The following is a 15,161-nucleotide window of genomic DNA, read 5'->3' on the forward strand; positions in this document are numbered from 1 at the left end:
GGCTTTTATGGATCTGGTCGTGGGACTCGACGCTGGTGGCACCTCAACCAGGGCCTTGGTGCTCGATCTCGACGGCGCCCGCCTGGGCCAGGGCCTGGCGGGCGGCGCGAACCCGAACTCGCACCCGCCATCGGTCGCCGCCGCCCACATAGGCGAGGCGCTGGTGGAAGCGTTGGACGGCCTCGATTCCCGCAAGGTCCGTTCCGGCGTCCTGGGCATGGCCGGCGCCTCGAAGATGGCGGACCCGGCCGTGTCCGCGCTCTTCCAGGAGGCCTGGGAACGCGCGGGCCTGCACTGCCCGATGCGCGTGGTCACCGACTGCGAGGCCGCTTTCGCCACCGGCACCTCGTCCCCGGACGGCACGGTCCTGGTGGCGGGCACCGGCTCCATCGCAGGACGCATCACCGACCACCGCATGGTCGGCCAGTCCGGCGGCTACGGCTGGCTGATCGGCGACGACGGCTCGGCGTTCTGGCTGGGCCGCGAAGCCGTCCGCGCCGCCCTGCGCCTGATCGACCTGGACGCGCCCCTCGAAGGCCTGGCCACCGCCGTTCTCACCGCCGCGGGCGCGAAGAACCGCGGCCAGCTGATCAACGCGGTCAACGCGCAGCCGCCGATCAAACTCGCTCAGTTCGCCCCGCTGGTCAGCTCCGCCTACCACCACGGCGACCCCGAAGCCCTGACGATCGTGGCAACGGCTGCCCAGCTGCTCGCCAACACGGCTTCCGCGGTGCGCGAACCGTCCGACACCTCGCCGATCGTGCTCGTCGGCAGCCTGATCAAGACTCCGGTCGGCGTGCACCTCAAGCAGGAACTCCTCACCCGCTGCAACGCTCAGGTGATCATGGCGACGGAAGGTGCGGCGGGCGCGGCCTGGCTGGCAGCGGTGGACGTGCTCGGACCTGACGCACCGCGGCCCAGCAGGTCATGACGCCAGCAACCGGCCCGAGTGCGGGGTCCGCTCGTGGTAGGCGCGCAGCAGTCCGGCGTGCACCCCGTCCACGTGCTCGGCGGCGTCGGTGTTCCACACCAACGTGATCCGCCGGTGCAGCGGGTTGCCGATGATCGGCTTGAGCAGCACCCCCGGCAGGTCGTGACCGGAGAAGAACCCGGCCACGGCACCGGTCGATCGCACCAGGTCGGCCGCGACCACCGGGTCGACGCCGAAGTGCGCGCACCGCGGCGTGAACCCGACCGCCTCGCAGGCCAGGTCCAGGTTCAGCCGGCCACCGTGGTTCTCGTCCGGAACGACCCACTCCTCACCGGCCAGCTCGGACAGCAGCACCTCGCTGCGGCCGGACAACCGGTGGCCCACCGGCACGCCGATCAGCATTCGTTCGGTGACCAGGCCACGAAGGCCGACCGCTTTCGGGAACCTCAACGGGCTGCGCGGGAACTCCACCACCAGGGCCAGGTCGAGCTCGCCCGCGCGCACCAGTTCCAGCACCGCGTCGCCGCCGCGTTCGATGTGCGTGGTCTGCGGCAGGCCGGGCAGCATCTCGCGCACCACGCCGACCAGCAGCGCGGTCGGGGCGCCCGCCACGCCGCCGAGCCGGATGCCGGAGTCGCCGCGTCCTGCCAGTTTGTGCGAGGTCACGAGCAGGTCGTCGAAGCGTTCCACGAGGTCCTGGGACCGCAGCACGACGTGGCGTCCCAGTTCGGTCAGCTCGACGCCGTCGGTGCGACGCAGGAACAACGGGCCGCCGAGACACGCCTCGATCCGCCTCACCTGGGCGGTCAGCCCGGCCTGCGCGATCTTCAGCTGCGAGGCGGCTCGGCTGATGCTGCCTGCTCGCGCCACGGTCAGCACCACGTGCAGATGTCTCAGCTCCATTCGCACCGAGGAAGCCTAGGACAGTTACCGATCCACAAACACGGCCACGCGGGTGTCACCAGATGACGCTCTGTCGCCGTTGTAAGCGCCATTGCTCTAACAGGCCGATAACTCGGGAATTATCGGCACCTCACACCTGCCGCTGTGCGCGCGGACTGCCCCACCCTGCTGTTGACACCAAACGATCCAGGGGGTGTGAGCGCCATGAGGAAAGCGTTGCGGCTGCGACGCCTTTCCCGTCCGCACGACGACAGGTACCTCTTCGTGCCGTTGGACCACAGCGTTTCGGACGGTCCGGTGGTGCCGCGCGACCGGTGGCAGGACCTGATCCACGCCATCGTGCTGGGCGGGGCCGACGCCATCATCGTCCACAAAGGACGCGTGCGCACCATCAACCCTGCCGTGCTGGGCGGATGTGCGCTGATCGTCCACCTGAGCGCCGGCACCGCGCACATGGCCGACGCCAACGCAAAGGTGCTCGTCGGCGAGGTCGACGAGGCGCTGCGGCTGGGCGCCGACGCGGTGAGCGTGCACGTCAACATCGGCTCCGACACGGAGTCGCGCCAGCTCACCGACCTCGGCACGGTCGCGGCCGCGTGCGACTCGTGGAACGTCCCGCTGGTCGTGATGATCTATGCGCGCGGGCCTCGCATCGGCGACGCCAAGGATCCCGCTCTCCTCGCCCACGTCGTCAACATCGCGGCGGACCTCGGCGCGGACATCGTCAAGACCAACCTGGCGAGCCCCGCCGAGGACATGGCGGAGGTGGTCGCCAGCTGCCCGATCCCGGTGATCGTCGCGGGCGGCCCGGCCTCGGCGAACAGCCTGGCCGGCCACGCCCGCGTCGCGATGGCGGCGGGTTGCTCGGGTCTCGCCGTCGGACGGCGGGTCTTCACCTCGCCCACGCCGATGCAACTGGTCGCGGAGCTGGCGTCGATCGTCCACGCGCCCACCGACGCAAGCCTCATGCACGCACTGACCGCTACCTTGGAGAACCGGTGAAGTTCGCCTGGATCGACCTCAGAACCGTGCCGGAAGCGCACCGGACCGCCGTGATCGACGCGGCGGTGCACAGCCGGATCGCCGGAGTCGTCTCGGACGATCCCGCAGTGCTCGACGACCTGCCGCCGACGATCACCCGCGTGCTGATCACCGATGCACCAACAGACAGCCCGCACCTGGTCACCGTGGTCGTGCACGAGCAGGATCAGCTCGACCGGTTGCCGGGCAACGCAGCATTCGTGACGGTCAGCGACGACCGCACGCTCAAACTCGCCTGCACCGCAGCGGAACGGCTCGACCACACCGTCGTCGCGTTCACCGACCCGACGAAGATCCCGCTGGAGATCGTGATCGCCGCCGCGGACGGCGCACCGGGCAAGCTCATCACCGTCGTGGCCGACCTCGTCGAGGCCGCAATCGTCCTCGAATGCCTGGAACACGGCTCCGACGGCGTGCTGATGGCCCCGCGGGACGCGACCGACGTGTTCAAACTGGCCCGGCTGCTGGAAGTCACGTCCCCGCCGCTGACCCTGACCACGCTCACCGTGGAAGCGCTCACGCACAACGGCCTCGGCGACCGGGTCTGCGTCGACACGGCCTCGCACTTCCAGGAGGACGAAGGCATCCTCGTCGGATCGTTCTCGTCGGGCTTCATCCTCTGTTGCAGCGAAACGCATCCGTTGCCCTACATGCCGACACGGCCGTTCCGGGTCAACGCGGGCGCACTGCACTCCTACGTGCTGGGCCCGGCGAACCGCACCAACTACCTGTCCGAACTGCGGTCGGGCAGCAAGGTCCTCGCCGTCAACGCGGAAGGCCGCACCCGCGAGATCACCGTCGGCAGGGCCAAGCTCGAGTCACGCCCGATGCTCACCATCACCGCGCGCTCGCCGGAGGGTGTCGAGGTCCACCTGATGGTGCAGGACGACTGGCACGTCCGCGTGCTCGGTCCCGGCGGCAAGGTCCTCAACGTGACCGAGCTCCAGCGCGGCGACGAGCTGCTCGGCCACATCGCGACCGAGCAACGGCACGTGGGCCTCCCGATCGGCGAGTTCTGCAAGGAGTCATGAAAGACATGCGCGAGTTCATCACCGACCTGTTGCACCGGCACGGCGACGAAGTGCCGATCTTCAGCCACCGCAACACCGTCACGCACGGCCTGCTGCGCGCGGACATCTCCGCCGAAGCCACCCGGTTCGAAGCAGCGGGGATCCGCGACGGCAGCACGGTCGCGGTCCAGGTACCGCCGAGCTTCAGCCAGTTGGAGGCGGTGCTGGCGCTGTGGAGCATCGGCGCCAGGGTGGTCTCGATCGACCACCGGCTGCGACCGGCCGAGGTCGACGTCCTGCACGAGCTGACCCGTCCCGAGTTCCTCGTGCATCCGAGTGGCAGTCATGCCAACGGTTTCCAGGAGCGCTATGGCCTCGTGATCGAACAGGCACCCGGCGTCCCCGCCACGACCCCGCACCGGCTCGTCCAGTTCAGCTCCGGATCAACGGGCCGGCAGAAGGTGATCGGCCGCAGCACCGAGTCACTCGTCGACGAGGTGGCGCGGTTCGTCGCGTCCGACGGCATGGCAAGGCGCGGCGAACGCCTCCTGCTGCTGAACTCCCCCGCCCACAGCTTCGGCCTGATCGGCGGCCTGCTGCACTCGCTGGCGACCGGCGTGCACCTGGTGTTCGCGGAAAAGCCTTCCGCAGAAGCAATTCTGCGCCAGGCGCGGACGCACGAGGTCGACTTCGTCACGGGTCTGCCGTTCCACTTCGATCTACTGGCTTCCTCGCCCGACCGCGACTCGTTGCGCACGGTCCGCGGCGCCTTCGCCGGCGGCGAGCTGATGCCGCAGGACGTGGCCGACAGGTTCGCCGCCGCCTACGGGTTCCCGGTCGGCGAATGCTTCGGCACCACCGAGACCGGCGCGCTGACCATCGCGGTGAACGGCACGGTCCGCCCGTCGGTCGGAAAACCCATGCAGGGCATCACGGCACGCGTCCGCGACGGACTCGTCGAGGTGGCGCTGAAGGAAACGCCCTACCTGTCCGAGAACGACCCGGCACGGTTCTCCGGCGGCTGGTTCCGCACCGGCGACCGGGGCGAGTTCACCGCCGACGGCGAACTGCGGCTGCTCGGCCGCGCCGACTCGCTGGTCGTGGTGCGCGGCAACAAGGTCGACCTGACCGAGGTCGAGCACGTCCTGCGCGGACACCCGCAGGTGACCGAGGTCGTCGCGGTGGGCGCGGCGGACATCCGCGCGTACGTGGGCACCACCAGCGACACACTGACAGCACAGGCGTTGTCGGAGTGGTGCACGGAAAGGCTCGCCGAGTTCAAGCTCCCGGCGCACATCCACGTCATGGACACGCTGCCCAGGACGTCGAGCGGCAAACTGATCCGCAACCCGAGCGTGCTGGCCGGCGTGTCCCTCTGAAGAGCTACCTGCGGTGTCCGCCGCAGCGGGATGTGACGACCCAGCGGCCTCCCTAGGTTGATCCGCATGGACGCTTCCCCTTCCCCCACAGCACTTTCCGACGGTCGGCGACGGCTGCGCAGGTTCCGGTTCCCGGTCCTGTTCGTGGTGCTCTTCGTCGTGATGCTGGCCTTCGCCGGGATCAACCTGCTGGTCGCACCGCTGCCGCTGCTCGCGCTGCCGGTCGGCCTCGGACTCGCCGTCGCCGGGGTGGCCTGCTACCGGTGGCTTTCCACGGTCGTCGAGGTCCGCGACGACCTGCCGGAGCTGGCGGCGGAGACCAGGTGGTGTGGCCTGGGACGGGGAGCGCTGATCGGCTTCGGGCTGTTCGTGGCCCTGCTCCTGGTGATCCTCGTCTTCGGCGGCGTGGACCAGGTCTCCTGGGGCTCCTTCGCCGGATTCCTCGGCATCGCGGGGATGATGGCGAGCGTCGCCGTCATGGAGGAGGTGCTATTCCGCGGCGTGCTGTTCCGAGTTCTCGAAGAGCGCGCCGGAACAGTCATCGCGCTGGTGGTGTCCTCGCTGCTGTTCGGGATGACGCACATCTTCAACGTCAAGGCCACCTTCTGGGGCGCGCTGGCCATCGGCCTCACGGGCGGCACCATGATGGCCGCTGCCTACGTCGCCACCAGGAACCTGTGGTTCCCGATCGGCCTGCACTTCGGCTGGAACTTCACCCACGCCGGCGTCTTCGGCATCGCCGTGTCCGGTACGAACGAAGTGCCCAACGGCCTGCTGCAGACCGTGCTCTCCGGCCCGTCGGTGCTCACCGGCGGCGCGTTCGGCCCGGAGGCCAGCCCGCTCTCGCTGGTGATCTGCCTGGTTCCCGCCGTCCTGCTGCTGCGCAAGGCCGCCAGGGCCGGCCAGATCCGCCCGCGGCCGGCAAGATCCTGAAACATGGAGCCGCTCCATGCGCTCCCACCTTCAGGCAGATTTGGCCGGAAACGATGGAGCTGAGGCCCGTACCAGGCCTAGTTTCCGACCATGCCCAAAAGATCGTCCAGCGTGGTGGGGCGGGAGTTCGGCAACGGCATTCGCGCCATCATCGCCAGAACCGGTCTCACCCACCGCAAGCTCGCCGAGCTGCTCGGCTGGCAGGAAGCCAAGATCTCGGACATGACGCTCGGCAAGGGCGGCGTGACCGAGCAGGAAGTCGTGCTGCTGCTCGGCTACTGCCAAGCCACGGTCGAGGAACGCGAGCACCTGCTGGAGCTGTTCCACGAGTCTGGGAACGCCTGGCTCCAGATCCCGGAGGACGGCCTGCCGGATCAGGTCCGCACACTGATCGATCATGAGAAGGACGCCAACGAGATCACCTGCTGGTCGATGATCCTCGTGCCGGGCCTGCTGCAGACACTCGAGTACGGCTACGTGATCGCAGAGCACTCAACGGTGATCGAAGCGGACGACGTCCCCAAGATCGCCGCTGCCAGAGCAGCGCGAGCGAACATCCTGGAACCAGGCCGAAAGTTCACGTTCTTCGTGCACGAGCAGGCGTTGTTGCTGCCGGTCGGCGGCCCGGAGGTGTGGCGTGAGCAGCTCGCCCACCTGCTCAGGATGTCGGTGCGGAAGTACATCAGCCTGCGGATCATTCCTCGCTCAATCGGCGCACACGCGGGCGTGTGTGGTGACTTCCGGGTGATGAAGTTCCCGAAGTACCCGCCCGTCGTCTACATCGACAGCGTCAACTCCTGCCTGTTCTTCGACGACACGGAGACCGTCAAGGTCCACGAGGACATCCTGACGGCTCTCGCGGCCGTCGCACTGAGTGAGGAAGAATCGAGGGCGGTGATCGACAACATCTTGGAGGGTCTCTGATGACCACGTGGCGTAAGAGCAGCTACAGCGCCAGCAGCGACAACTGCGTCGAGATCGGCAACGGCGTAGGCATCCGGGACAGCAAGGCCCCGAGCACTCACGTCCCGGTCTCGCCCGCCGCCTGGTCGGCCTTCCTCAAGTCCTTGGTCTGATCCTGCGGATGCCGGAACCCGGGGTGGTCCGCTGGTAGCGCCCGCTTCAGCAGCCACCCCGACACCAGGATGCAGACGATCTGCAGCGGCCACGACAACGCGGCCCGGAGCGTGGCCAGCCAGAACACCTGGGCGTCGAGCCACAAGGGCGTGAAGACCGCCACCCGCAGCACGTACTGACCGACCCAAGCCCACGACGCGACCGAGTAAGCGCGCAAAAGGGCAGGATCTCGGCGCCACCGCGTCTTCTGCCCGAGCAGCGTCCCCACCACCACGCCGAGCAACGGCCAGCGCACCGCGATCGAGCCCGCCCACGCCAGGGCCGAGGCCACGTTGGACAGCAGCTGGATGAGGAAGAAGTCCTCGACGCGCCCCGTGTAGAGCGCCACCAACGCGGCTGCCACGACGAGCAGCACCGACAGGATCACGGCTCGGGGTTTCTCGCCGCGCACGACCCGGACGACGCCGATCACCACGCCGCACAGGACGGCCACGACGGCCCCCGCGCCGATCGAATGTCCCCAGATCAGCCAGCCCGCGACGAACGCCAGCGGCGGCAGGGAGGCGTCGAGGGCGCCGCCTCGGCCTCCTAGCAGTGATGCGAGCGACTCCTGGCGCACGTCGGTCATGGTTCCAGGGTGCCTTAGGCGAACCTAAGTCAGGTAACGGACCCATATCGGGGATTGACCCCGGTGAAACAGGTCACTACCGTCTGGCGAAATCGTCTGGAAAGTTAACAGACAGGAGCGGACCTAATGCGTGCCGGAAGCCCACGACTGTTGCGGGAGATCAACGACCGCGCAGCCATCGAGGCTTTGCTGCGCAACGGTCCGCTGACCAGGTCGGAGTTGGAGGGCCTGATCGGCCTCTCCAAGCCGGCGACCGCACAGCTGCTCACCCGGCTGGAAACCGCCGACACCGTGGTCCGCAACGGACTGCGCGGCGGCGGACGTGGGCCGAGGGCCCAGCTGTGGTCGGTCAACGGGACGCTTGCGCACATCGCCGCTGTCGATCTCACCCCCGAGACGGTCGACATCGCGATCGCGGACATCTCCGGTGCCGTGCTCACCGAGTACAAGGCACCGATGCCCGTGAAGCACGGCGTGCTGGAGGCGTTCGTGAGCGCGGTCGGCAAGGCGTGCGGGCAGGCAGGCCTCGCTCCCGACCAGCTGCTGCACGTCGTGGTGGGCTGTCCAGGAGCGGTGAACCCCGCGAACGGTGAGCTCGCCTACGCACCACACCTGCCCGGCTGGAACGGCTTCGACATGCCCGGCCGGTTGCGGGAGCAGCTCGCGACCTCGGTGAGCGTCGAGAACGACGTGAACCTGGTCGCCCTGGAGGAGATGGTCGCCGGACGGGCCACCAAGGTGCGCGACTTCGTCGTCATCTGGCCCGCAGACCTCGTCGGTGCCGCCGTCGTCGTCAACGGATCGCTGCTGCGCGGCGCATCCGGTGGCGCGGGCGAGATCGACGGGTTGATGATCCCCGACCGCGCAGCGGCCGACACCGACACGGACCGCTCCGGCGGCACGTTCGGAGAGCTGCTCAGCAACACGTCGATCTGCAAGCTCGCCAGGGCTCACGGGCTCGCCGCGCGCAACGGCCACGGGGCCGTGCGCAAGGCGTTGGCCGCGGGTCCTGCGGGCCGAGAGTTCATGGCCGATCTCGCCAAGCGCATCGCCACGGGCGTGGCTAGCGTCGTCGCGGTGCTCGACCCGGAACTCATCCTCCTGTCTGGCGACATCGCCCAGGCGGGAGGAACCACGCTGAACGATCTCGTTGCCGCGGAACTGCGGCAACTGGTGGTTCCGAGGACACCCATCCAGCTGGCTCTGGTGACCGGGAAACCGGTGCGCAGCGGCGCACTGCACTCGGCACTGGCAGTGGCACGAGAGACGGTGTTCGGCCTGCCGGCAGCCACCACGGCTCCATTCCGCGGCCCAGTGGTCGCCGGGTCCCCACGTTGATCGAGAAGGAGTGCACATGCGCAAGCACACCCGTGCTGCCTTGCTCTGTGTCGCCGCAGCGCTGACCCTCACCGCATGTGCGGCGGGCAAGGGTGGCGGCGCCAATTCCGACGCCGCAGCTGCTCCTGGCAAGGACGACAAGCTGACCCTCACAGTCTGGAGCAACTACTCCGACCGTGAGTACGAAGAAGTCACGAAGGCCCTCAAGACGTTCAACAAGAAGTTCCCGAACATCGAGATCAAGCACGAGGGTTCGCAGGACGACGACAAGATCACCGCGGGTATCCGTTCGGGCAACACGCCGGACGTCGCGCTGTCGTTCACGACGGACAACATCGGCCAGTTCTGCTCCTCCGGTGCGTTCCAGCCGCTGAAGTCCTACATCGAGCGCGACAAGGTGGATCTGAACCAGATCTCCCCGGCGGTCCGCGCGTACACCGAGTACAAGGGCAACCGCTGTGCGATGCCCATGCTCACCGACGTCTACGCCATGTACTACAACAAGGACATGCTGTCGGCGGCCGGCATCACGAACCCGCCGAAGACGATGGACGAGCTGTACGACGCGGCCGTGAAGGCGACCAAGAAGGCGCCGAACGGTGACATCGAGGTCGCGGGTTACCTGCCCACGATGGGCTTCTACGCCAACCGTCCGACCATCCTCGCGCCGTCGTACGACGCCGCGTGGGAGACCGCTGACGGCAAGTCGTCGCTCGCCGCGTCCCCCGGCTGGACCGAGATGTTGAAGTTCCAGAAGAAGCTCGTGGACTTCTACGGCTACGACGCGCTCGAGCGCTTCCGCGCCGGTCTCGGCCAGGAGTACTCGGCCGACCACGCGTTCCACCAGGGCAAGATCGCGATCATGATGGACGGCGAGTACCGCACCGCCTTCCTCAAGGCCCAGGCGCCGCAGATCAAGTTCGGCACCGCCCCGTTCCCGACGCTGAAGGCCGACCAGTACGGCACCGCGTTCACCACGGGCACGATCATGGGCATTCCCAAGGGCGCCAAGAACGCCGGCGCCGCATGGGAGCTGATCAAGCACCTGTCGTTCGACACCGACACGATCGTCGACCTGTCGAACGCCATCAAGAACGTCCCGAGCACCAAGGCCGCCATGGAGAGCTCCAAGCTCGAGGTGGACGAGCAGTTCAAGACGTTCATCGACCTGGCCAAGAGCGACAAGCTCAAGGGCAACCCGGTCACCCCGATCGGTGACGCGCACATCAAGGCTGTCACCGACTTCTCGGTCTCCTACCAGTCGGGCAAGGTCCCGGACCTGGCGGCAGGCCTCAAGGAAGTCGACAAGAACATCGACGACCAGATCGCCAAGAGCGGCAAGTAGGGGATTCGCAAGATGACCGCCACGCTCGGCGCGCGGCCCGCCCCCGGCAAGGGGCGGGCACGTGCCCGCCACCGTCTCGCCGTGCTCGGGTTCATGGCCCCGGCAATCATCGGCTTCGTCCTGTTCTTCGTGTACCCGTTGGTCGCCACGGTCATCTTCAGCTTCACGAAGTACGACCTGATCAACGCACCGGAGTTCAACGGACTCGCCAACTACGAGTTCATGTTCAAAGATCCCTTGCTCACCAAGGCGATCGCGAACACCTTGTGGTTCGTCGTCGTGCTCACGATCGCGCGGACGGTGTTCGCGCTGGGCGTGGCGTCGGTCATCGCACGTCTCAAGTCGGGCGTCGGGCTGATCCGCACGCTCTGCTACCTGCCCTCACTGGCACCGCCGGTGGCCGCGACACTCGTGTTCTTCATGGTGATGCGTCCCAACGGCGGCCCGCTCGACAGCGTGCTCGGCTGGTTCGGCCTCGACGCACCGCTGTTCTTCTCGGACCCGGCGTGGGCCAAGCCCGGCATCACCGCGATCATGCTGTGGATCTCCGGCGACCTGATGATCATCATCCTGGCCGCGATCCTCGACGTGCCGCAGGAACAGTACGAGGCAGCCGAACTCGACGGCGCCGGACCGATCCGGCGCTGGTGGCACGTCACGCTGCCGACGATCTCACCGGTGCTGCTCTTCGGCATCGTGAACTCGGTGATCCTCGCGTTGCAGCTCTTCACACAGGCGGTCGTCGCGGGGTCGGCCGGCTCGGGAGCGGCGGACGCGACGGGATCGACCAAATATCTCGGTTTCCCGGACAACTCCACGCTGACGTTCCCGGTTTACCTGTACACGCAAGGCTTCCGGTACTTCGACATGGGCTACGCGGCCGCCATGGCCACGGTCCTGTTCATCATCTCGTTCGCCGTGACCATCGTGCTGGTCCAGCGGATGCGCAAGAACTCCACGGCTGAGGAAGGGGGTCCGGGAGCATGACCGCCACGCTGACCAAACCACCGGTCGACGTCTCCGCGGAACCGGAGCAGCCGCGCCGCAAGCGCAACGTCGGAGGCTTCCTGAACTGGGTCGCCACCCACGCGATCGGCCTCGCGCTCGGCCTGATGTTCGCCACGCCCGTCGTGTTCGTCTTCCTCACCGCGGTGATGTCGGACGACCAGGCGTTCACCTCGAACCTGTGGCCGACCGAGTGGCACTGGGAGAACTTCGTCGAGGTCTTCGAGAAGGCCCCACTGTTCCAGTACCTGATCAACAGTCTCACGTACTCGCTGCTCGCGACCTTCGGCATGCTGATCTCGTCGATCCCCGCCGCCTACGCGCTCGCGAAGCTCAAGTGGCGCGGCCGGAACGTGGCCTTCATCCTCGTCATCGGCGCGATGATGCTGCCGCCGCAGGTCGTGGCCGTGCCGCTGTACGACACCTGGTCCTCGCTGGGCCTGACGGGCACGCTGGTGCCGTTGATCGCTCCTTACTTCCTGTTCGACGCGTTCAGCATCTTCCTGCTGCGCCAGTTCATGCTCACCATCCCGCAGTCCTATGTGGACGCGGCAAGGGTGGACGGCTGCTCGGAGTTCCAGGCGCTGATCCGGATCATCATTCCGATGGCGAAGCCGGGCATCGCGGCCACCGCGCTGTTCTGCTTCCTCTTCACCTGGAACGACTACTTCGGCCCGTTGCTCTACACCGGTGAAGTGAAGGACCAGTGGACGTTGTCGCTGGCACTGGCGACGTTCAAGGGCATGCACATCGTCCAGTGGAACTCCTCGATGGCCGTCACGTTCCTGACGATGATCCCGGCCGTCGTCCTCTTCGTCTTCGCCCAGAAGTCGTTCGTCAAGGGAATCACGTTCACGGGAGTCAAAGGATGAAACTCACCGTCGTCGGTGGCGGGTCCACCTACACACCGGAGCTGATCGACGGCATCGCCGGCCGTCGCACCAGCCTGGCGGTGGACGAGATCGTCCTCGTCGACCCGGACGAGCACCGCCTCTCACTGGTGGGCCCCTTCAGCCAGCGCCTGCTGCAACACGCGGGCCACCCGGCGAAGGTCCGCACCACCACGTCGCTCGAAGACGGTGTCGAGGGCGCGTCCGCGGTGCTGCTGCAGTTGCGGGTCGGTGGCCAGAAAGCACGCGCGTCAGACGAGACGTTCCCGCTCACCTGCGGGTGCGTCGGCCAGGAGACCACCGGCGCGGGAGGCCTCGCCAAGGCCCTGCGGACCGTGCCGGTGGTCCTGGACATCGCCGACCGCGTCCGCGAGCTCGCCGGCCCCGACACGTGGATCGTGAACTTCACGAACCCGGTCGGCATCGTCACGCGCGCCCTGCTGCAAGCTGGCCACAAGGCGATCGGCCTCTGCAACGTGGCGATCACCTTCCAGCGCTGGACCTCCGCCCTCCTGGGCGTCGATCCGTCCACTGTGGAGCTGGAGCACGTGGGCCTCAACCACCTCACGTGGGAACGCGGCGTCTACGTAGACGGCGTAGACCGCCTCCCCGAACTCCTGGCCGACCACGTCGAAGGCCTGGCCGAACACATCGGCATCGACGGCGGCTTGATGCGGCGCCTGAACATGGTGCCGTCGTACTACCTGAACTACTTCTACAACCACGACGCCGTCGTGAAGAAGCAGCTGACCGAACCCCCGCGCGCCGAAGTCGTTGCCGCAGTGGAAAAGGAACTGCTCGACATCTACGGCGACCCGTCAGTGGTCACAAAGCCCGAACAGCTAGACCAGCGCGGCGGCGCCTACTACTCCGAAGCCGCAGTCCAGCTGGTGCACGCCCTCACCGGCGGCGCAGGCGCCGAGAAGCACGTGGTGAACGTGCAGAACAACGGCACTCTCCCGTTCCTGCCAGACGACGCAGTGGTGGAAGTCTCGTCCACTGTGGACACAAATGGCGGCGTGCCACTCCCGGTCCGCCCCGTGGAACCGTCCATCTCCGGCCTGATCTCGCACGTCACCGCGTACGAGTACCTGGCTCTGGAGGCGGCGATCCACGGTGGCCGTGACCGCGTGGCCGACGCGCTGCTCGCACACCCGCTGATCGGCCAGCACGCCATCGCGGACCAGCTGGCCGACGAGCTGATCGCGCAGAACCGCGATCTGCTGCCGTGGGTGAAGGGAAACTGACGCAGATGACCGACCGTGTGCTCGCGATCGACGGCGGGAACAGCAAAACCGCAGTCCTACTGGTAGACGCGGACGGCAAGGTGCTGGCGCAGGTGCGCGGCCCCGGAGCCCCGCCGCAAACCGTGGGCATGAAGCGCGGACTTGACGTGTTCGAAGCACTGGCACGCGAGGCCGCAGCTCAAGCGGGACTGTCCCCGGACGAGCCGATCGCCTCGCACACAGCCGCCTACCTCGCAGGAGCCGACCTCCCCCGCGAGGAAGAAGAGCTCACCCGCGAGATCACCAAACGAGGCTGGTCCACCACAACCTTCGTAGGCAACGACACCTTCGCCCTACTCCGAGCCGGCACAGGATCCGGCGTAGGCGTAGCCGTGGTCTGCGGCGCCGGCATCAACGCAGTAGGCGTGGCCCACGACGGCCGAACCCACCGCTTCCCCGCTCTTGGCGCCATCTCCGGCGACTGGGGCGGCGGCGGCCAACTGGGCAACGACGCCCTCTGGCACGCCGTCCGAGCCGAAGACGGCCGAGGCCAACCCACCGGCCTGCTCCCCGCCCTCCTGGCCCACTACAACGAATCCTCAATCCTCAAGGTGGTAGAAAAGATCCACTTCGAGGAAATCGAACTGGACCCGCACGCCCTCTGCCCCCTCGTCTTCGAGGTAGCAGCAACCGGCGACGCCGTAGCCCTGGCCCAGGTCGAACGTCTGGTAGAGGAAATCGTCCTCCTCTCCACCGTCTCCCTGCGCAAACTCGACCTCATGAACGAACCGGTGGACATCGTCCTAGGCGGCGGCGTCATCACCAACACCGGCGACACAGTGGTAGGCCCAGTCCGCGAACGAGTCGTAAAAATGGCCCCACTGGCCCAAGTACGAGTGGTGGACGTCCCCCCAGTAGTAGGCGCCGCACTCCTGGGCCTGGACACCATCGGAGCCAAGCCGAGCGCAGAGCTGAGGCTGCGCTCGGCCTACGACGACCACCTGCCAGCCGCAACCCCACCCGTGGGCGCAGCAGCCAGCGGGTGACAAGACCCCGTCTCAGGGGGTAGATCGGCGGCGGCGCCCCCTGAGACGGTCCCAACCCCACTGCTCGGGGCAGATCGGCGGCGGCGTCCCGAGCAGTGGTCCCACCCCTTTCCGAGGGGGAGCTGATCGGCGGCGGCGCTCCCCTTCGGAAAGGTCCCACGGCCCCCGCAGCACCTCACGCGCCGAGGTGCTGCGGGGGTTTTCCTTGCCACGCAGCCAAAGCCCTCAAGCCCGATGCCGCAGGCGAGGCGACCCGATGGCGAAGCCGAGGCGTCCTAGGCGACGGCGAAGCCGAGCTGCTCTTGGCTTTTCTCGTGTGGTTCCGGTGGGGGTCCCCGTCACGAGTCGTGCCACAGCTCTTGCCGCGCACGAGGAGGGGTGTCAACTCGACACGCTTTTCGTCGAGTTG

Annotated in this window: 15 protein-coding genes; 13 read left to right on the forward strand and 2 right to left on the reverse strand. The window is 67.5% G+C overall.

Annotation, left to right across the window (positions count from 1 at the left end):
- Nucleotides 1-7 precede the first annotated feature (7 nt).
- Nucleotides 8-931 carry an N-acetylglucosamine kinase gene (locus ACWGE0_RS43640; RefSeq protein WP_452266733.1) on the forward strand — a complete coding sequence of 308 codons (924 nt, stop codon included), beginning with the start codon at nucleotides 8-10 and terminating at the stop codon, nucleotides 929-931.
- Here ACWGE0_RS43640 and ACWGE0_RS43645 read toward each other — a convergent pair.
- The gene (locus ACWGE0_RS43645) at nucleotides 926-1,834 is read right to left on the reverse strand and encodes a LysR family transcriptional regulator (protein ID WP_452266746.1); all 909 of its coding nucleotides are present in this window, start codon (nucleotides 1,832-1,834) and stop codon (nucleotides 926-928) included. The two genes, ACWGE0_RS43640 and ACWGE0_RS43645, sit on opposite strands and share 6 nt — an antisense overlap.
- A gap of 204 nt (nucleotides 1,835-2,038) precedes the next feature.
- Here ACWGE0_RS43645 and ACWGE0_RS43650 point away from each other — a divergent pair, with 204 nt between their 5' ends.
- The 6 genes from ACWGE0_RS43650 to ACWGE0_RS43675 all read left to right on the forward strand — a co-directional run bounded on the left by ACWGE0_RS43650 (nucleotide 2,039) and on the right by ACWGE0_RS43675 (nucleotide 7,273).
- On the forward strand, nucleotides 2,039-2,836 hold the full coding sequence (locus tag ACWGE0_RS43650; protein WP_452266734.1) for a 2-amino-3,7-dideoxy-D-threo-hept-6-ulosonate synthase: 798 nt from the start codon (nucleotides 2,039-2,041) through the stop codon (nucleotides 2,834-2,836).
- On the forward strand, nucleotides 2,833-3,906 hold the full coding sequence (locus ACWGE0_RS43655) for a 3-dehydroquinate synthase II family protein (protein WP_452266735.1): 1,074 nt from the start codon (nucleotides 2,833-2,835) through the stop codon (nucleotides 3,904-3,906). Before ACWGE0_RS43650 ends, ACWGE0_RS43655 begins: the two co-directional genes overlap by 4 nt.
- Nucleotides 3,903-5,264: a class I adenylate-forming enzyme family protein gene (locus ACWGE0_RS43660; protein ID WP_452266736.1), complete on the forward strand. Its 1,362-nt coding sequence runs from the start codon at nucleotides 3,903-3,905 to the stop codon at nucleotides 5,262-5,264. The genes ACWGE0_RS43655 and ACWGE0_RS43660 overlap by 4 nt, the downstream gene beginning before the upstream one ends.
- 66 nt (nucleotides 5,265-5,330) lie before the next feature.
- Entirely contained in the window at nucleotides 5,331-6,197 is an 867-nt protein-coding gene (locus ACWGE0_RS43665) for a CPBP family intramembrane glutamic endopeptidase (protein WP_452266737.1), read from the forward strand.
- Nucleotides 6,198-6,287: 90 nt separating this feature from the next.
- The gene (locus ACWGE0_RS43670; protein ID WP_452266738.1) at nucleotides 6,288-7,121 is read left to right on the forward strand and encodes a helix-turn-helix domain-containing protein; all 834 of its coding nucleotides are present in this window, start codon (nucleotides 6,288-6,290) and stop codon (nucleotides 7,119-7,121) included.
- Entirely contained in the window at nucleotides 7,121-7,273 is a 153-nt protein-coding gene (locus ACWGE0_RS43675) for a DUF397 domain-containing protein (protein WP_452266739.1), read from the forward strand. Before ACWGE0_RS43670 ends, ACWGE0_RS43675 begins: the two co-directional genes overlap by 1 nt.
- On the opposite strand, the gene ACWGE0_RS43680 is transcribed toward ACWGE0_RS43675, so the two are convergent.
- Complete coding sequence (locus ACWGE0_RS43680; RefSeq protein WP_452266740.1) at nucleotides 7,219-7,902, reverse strand: DUF3159 domain-containing protein; 684 nt, start codon at nucleotides 7,900-7,902, stop codon at nucleotides 7,219-7,221. The genes ACWGE0_RS43675 and ACWGE0_RS43680 overlap by 55 nt on opposite strands.
- Nucleotides 7,903-8,028: 126 nt before the next feature.
- Here ACWGE0_RS43680 and ACWGE0_RS43685 point away from each other — a divergent pair, with 126 nt between their 5' ends.
- From ACWGE0_RS43685 to ACWGE0_RS43710, 6 genes are read left to right on the forward strand one after another with little or no spacing between them, the layout of a single operon-like run.
- On the forward strand, nucleotides 8,029-9,240 hold the full coding sequence (locus ACWGE0_RS43685) for an ROK family protein (protein WP_452266741.1): 1,212 nt from the start codon (nucleotides 8,029-8,031) through the stop codon (nucleotides 9,238-9,240).
- 16 nt (nucleotides 9,241-9,256) lie between these two features.
- Nucleotides 9,257-10,585 (forward strand): ABC transporter substrate-binding protein, encoded by a 1,329-nt coding sequence (locus tag ACWGE0_RS43690; protein ID WP_452266742.1) that lies wholly within the window; start codon nucleotides 9,257-9,259, stop codon nucleotides 10,583-10,585.
- A gap of 12 nt (nucleotides 10,586-10,597) precedes the next feature.
- On the forward strand, nucleotides 10,598-11,572 hold the full coding sequence (locus ACWGE0_RS43695; RefSeq protein WP_452266743.1) for a carbohydrate ABC transporter permease: 975 nt from the start codon (nucleotides 10,598-10,600) through the stop codon (nucleotides 11,570-11,572).
- Nucleotides 11,569-12,462, forward strand: coding sequence for a carbohydrate ABC transporter permease (locus tag ACWGE0_RS43700; protein WP_319971826.1), 894 nt, complete (start codon nucleotides 11,569-11,571; stop codon nucleotides 12,460-12,462). Before ACWGE0_RS43695 ends, ACWGE0_RS43700 begins: the two co-directional genes overlap by 4 nt.
- Nucleotides 12,459-13,727, forward strand: coding sequence for a 6-phospho-beta-glucosidase (locus ACWGE0_RS43705; RefSeq protein ID WP_452266744.1), 1,269 nt, complete (start codon nucleotides 12,459-12,461; stop codon nucleotides 13,725-13,727). The genes ACWGE0_RS43700 and ACWGE0_RS43705 overlap by 4 nt, the downstream gene beginning before the upstream one ends.
- A 5-nt stretch (nucleotides 13,728-13,732) precedes the next feature.
- Entirely contained in the window at nucleotides 13,733-14,752 is a 1,020-nt protein-coding gene (locus ACWGE0_RS43710) for an N-acetylglucosamine kinase (RefSeq protein WP_452266745.1), read from the forward strand.
- Nucleotides 14,753-15,161: the final 409 nt, after the last annotated feature.

The sequence above is a fragment of the Lentzea sp. NPDC054927 genome (assembly GCF_053610285.1).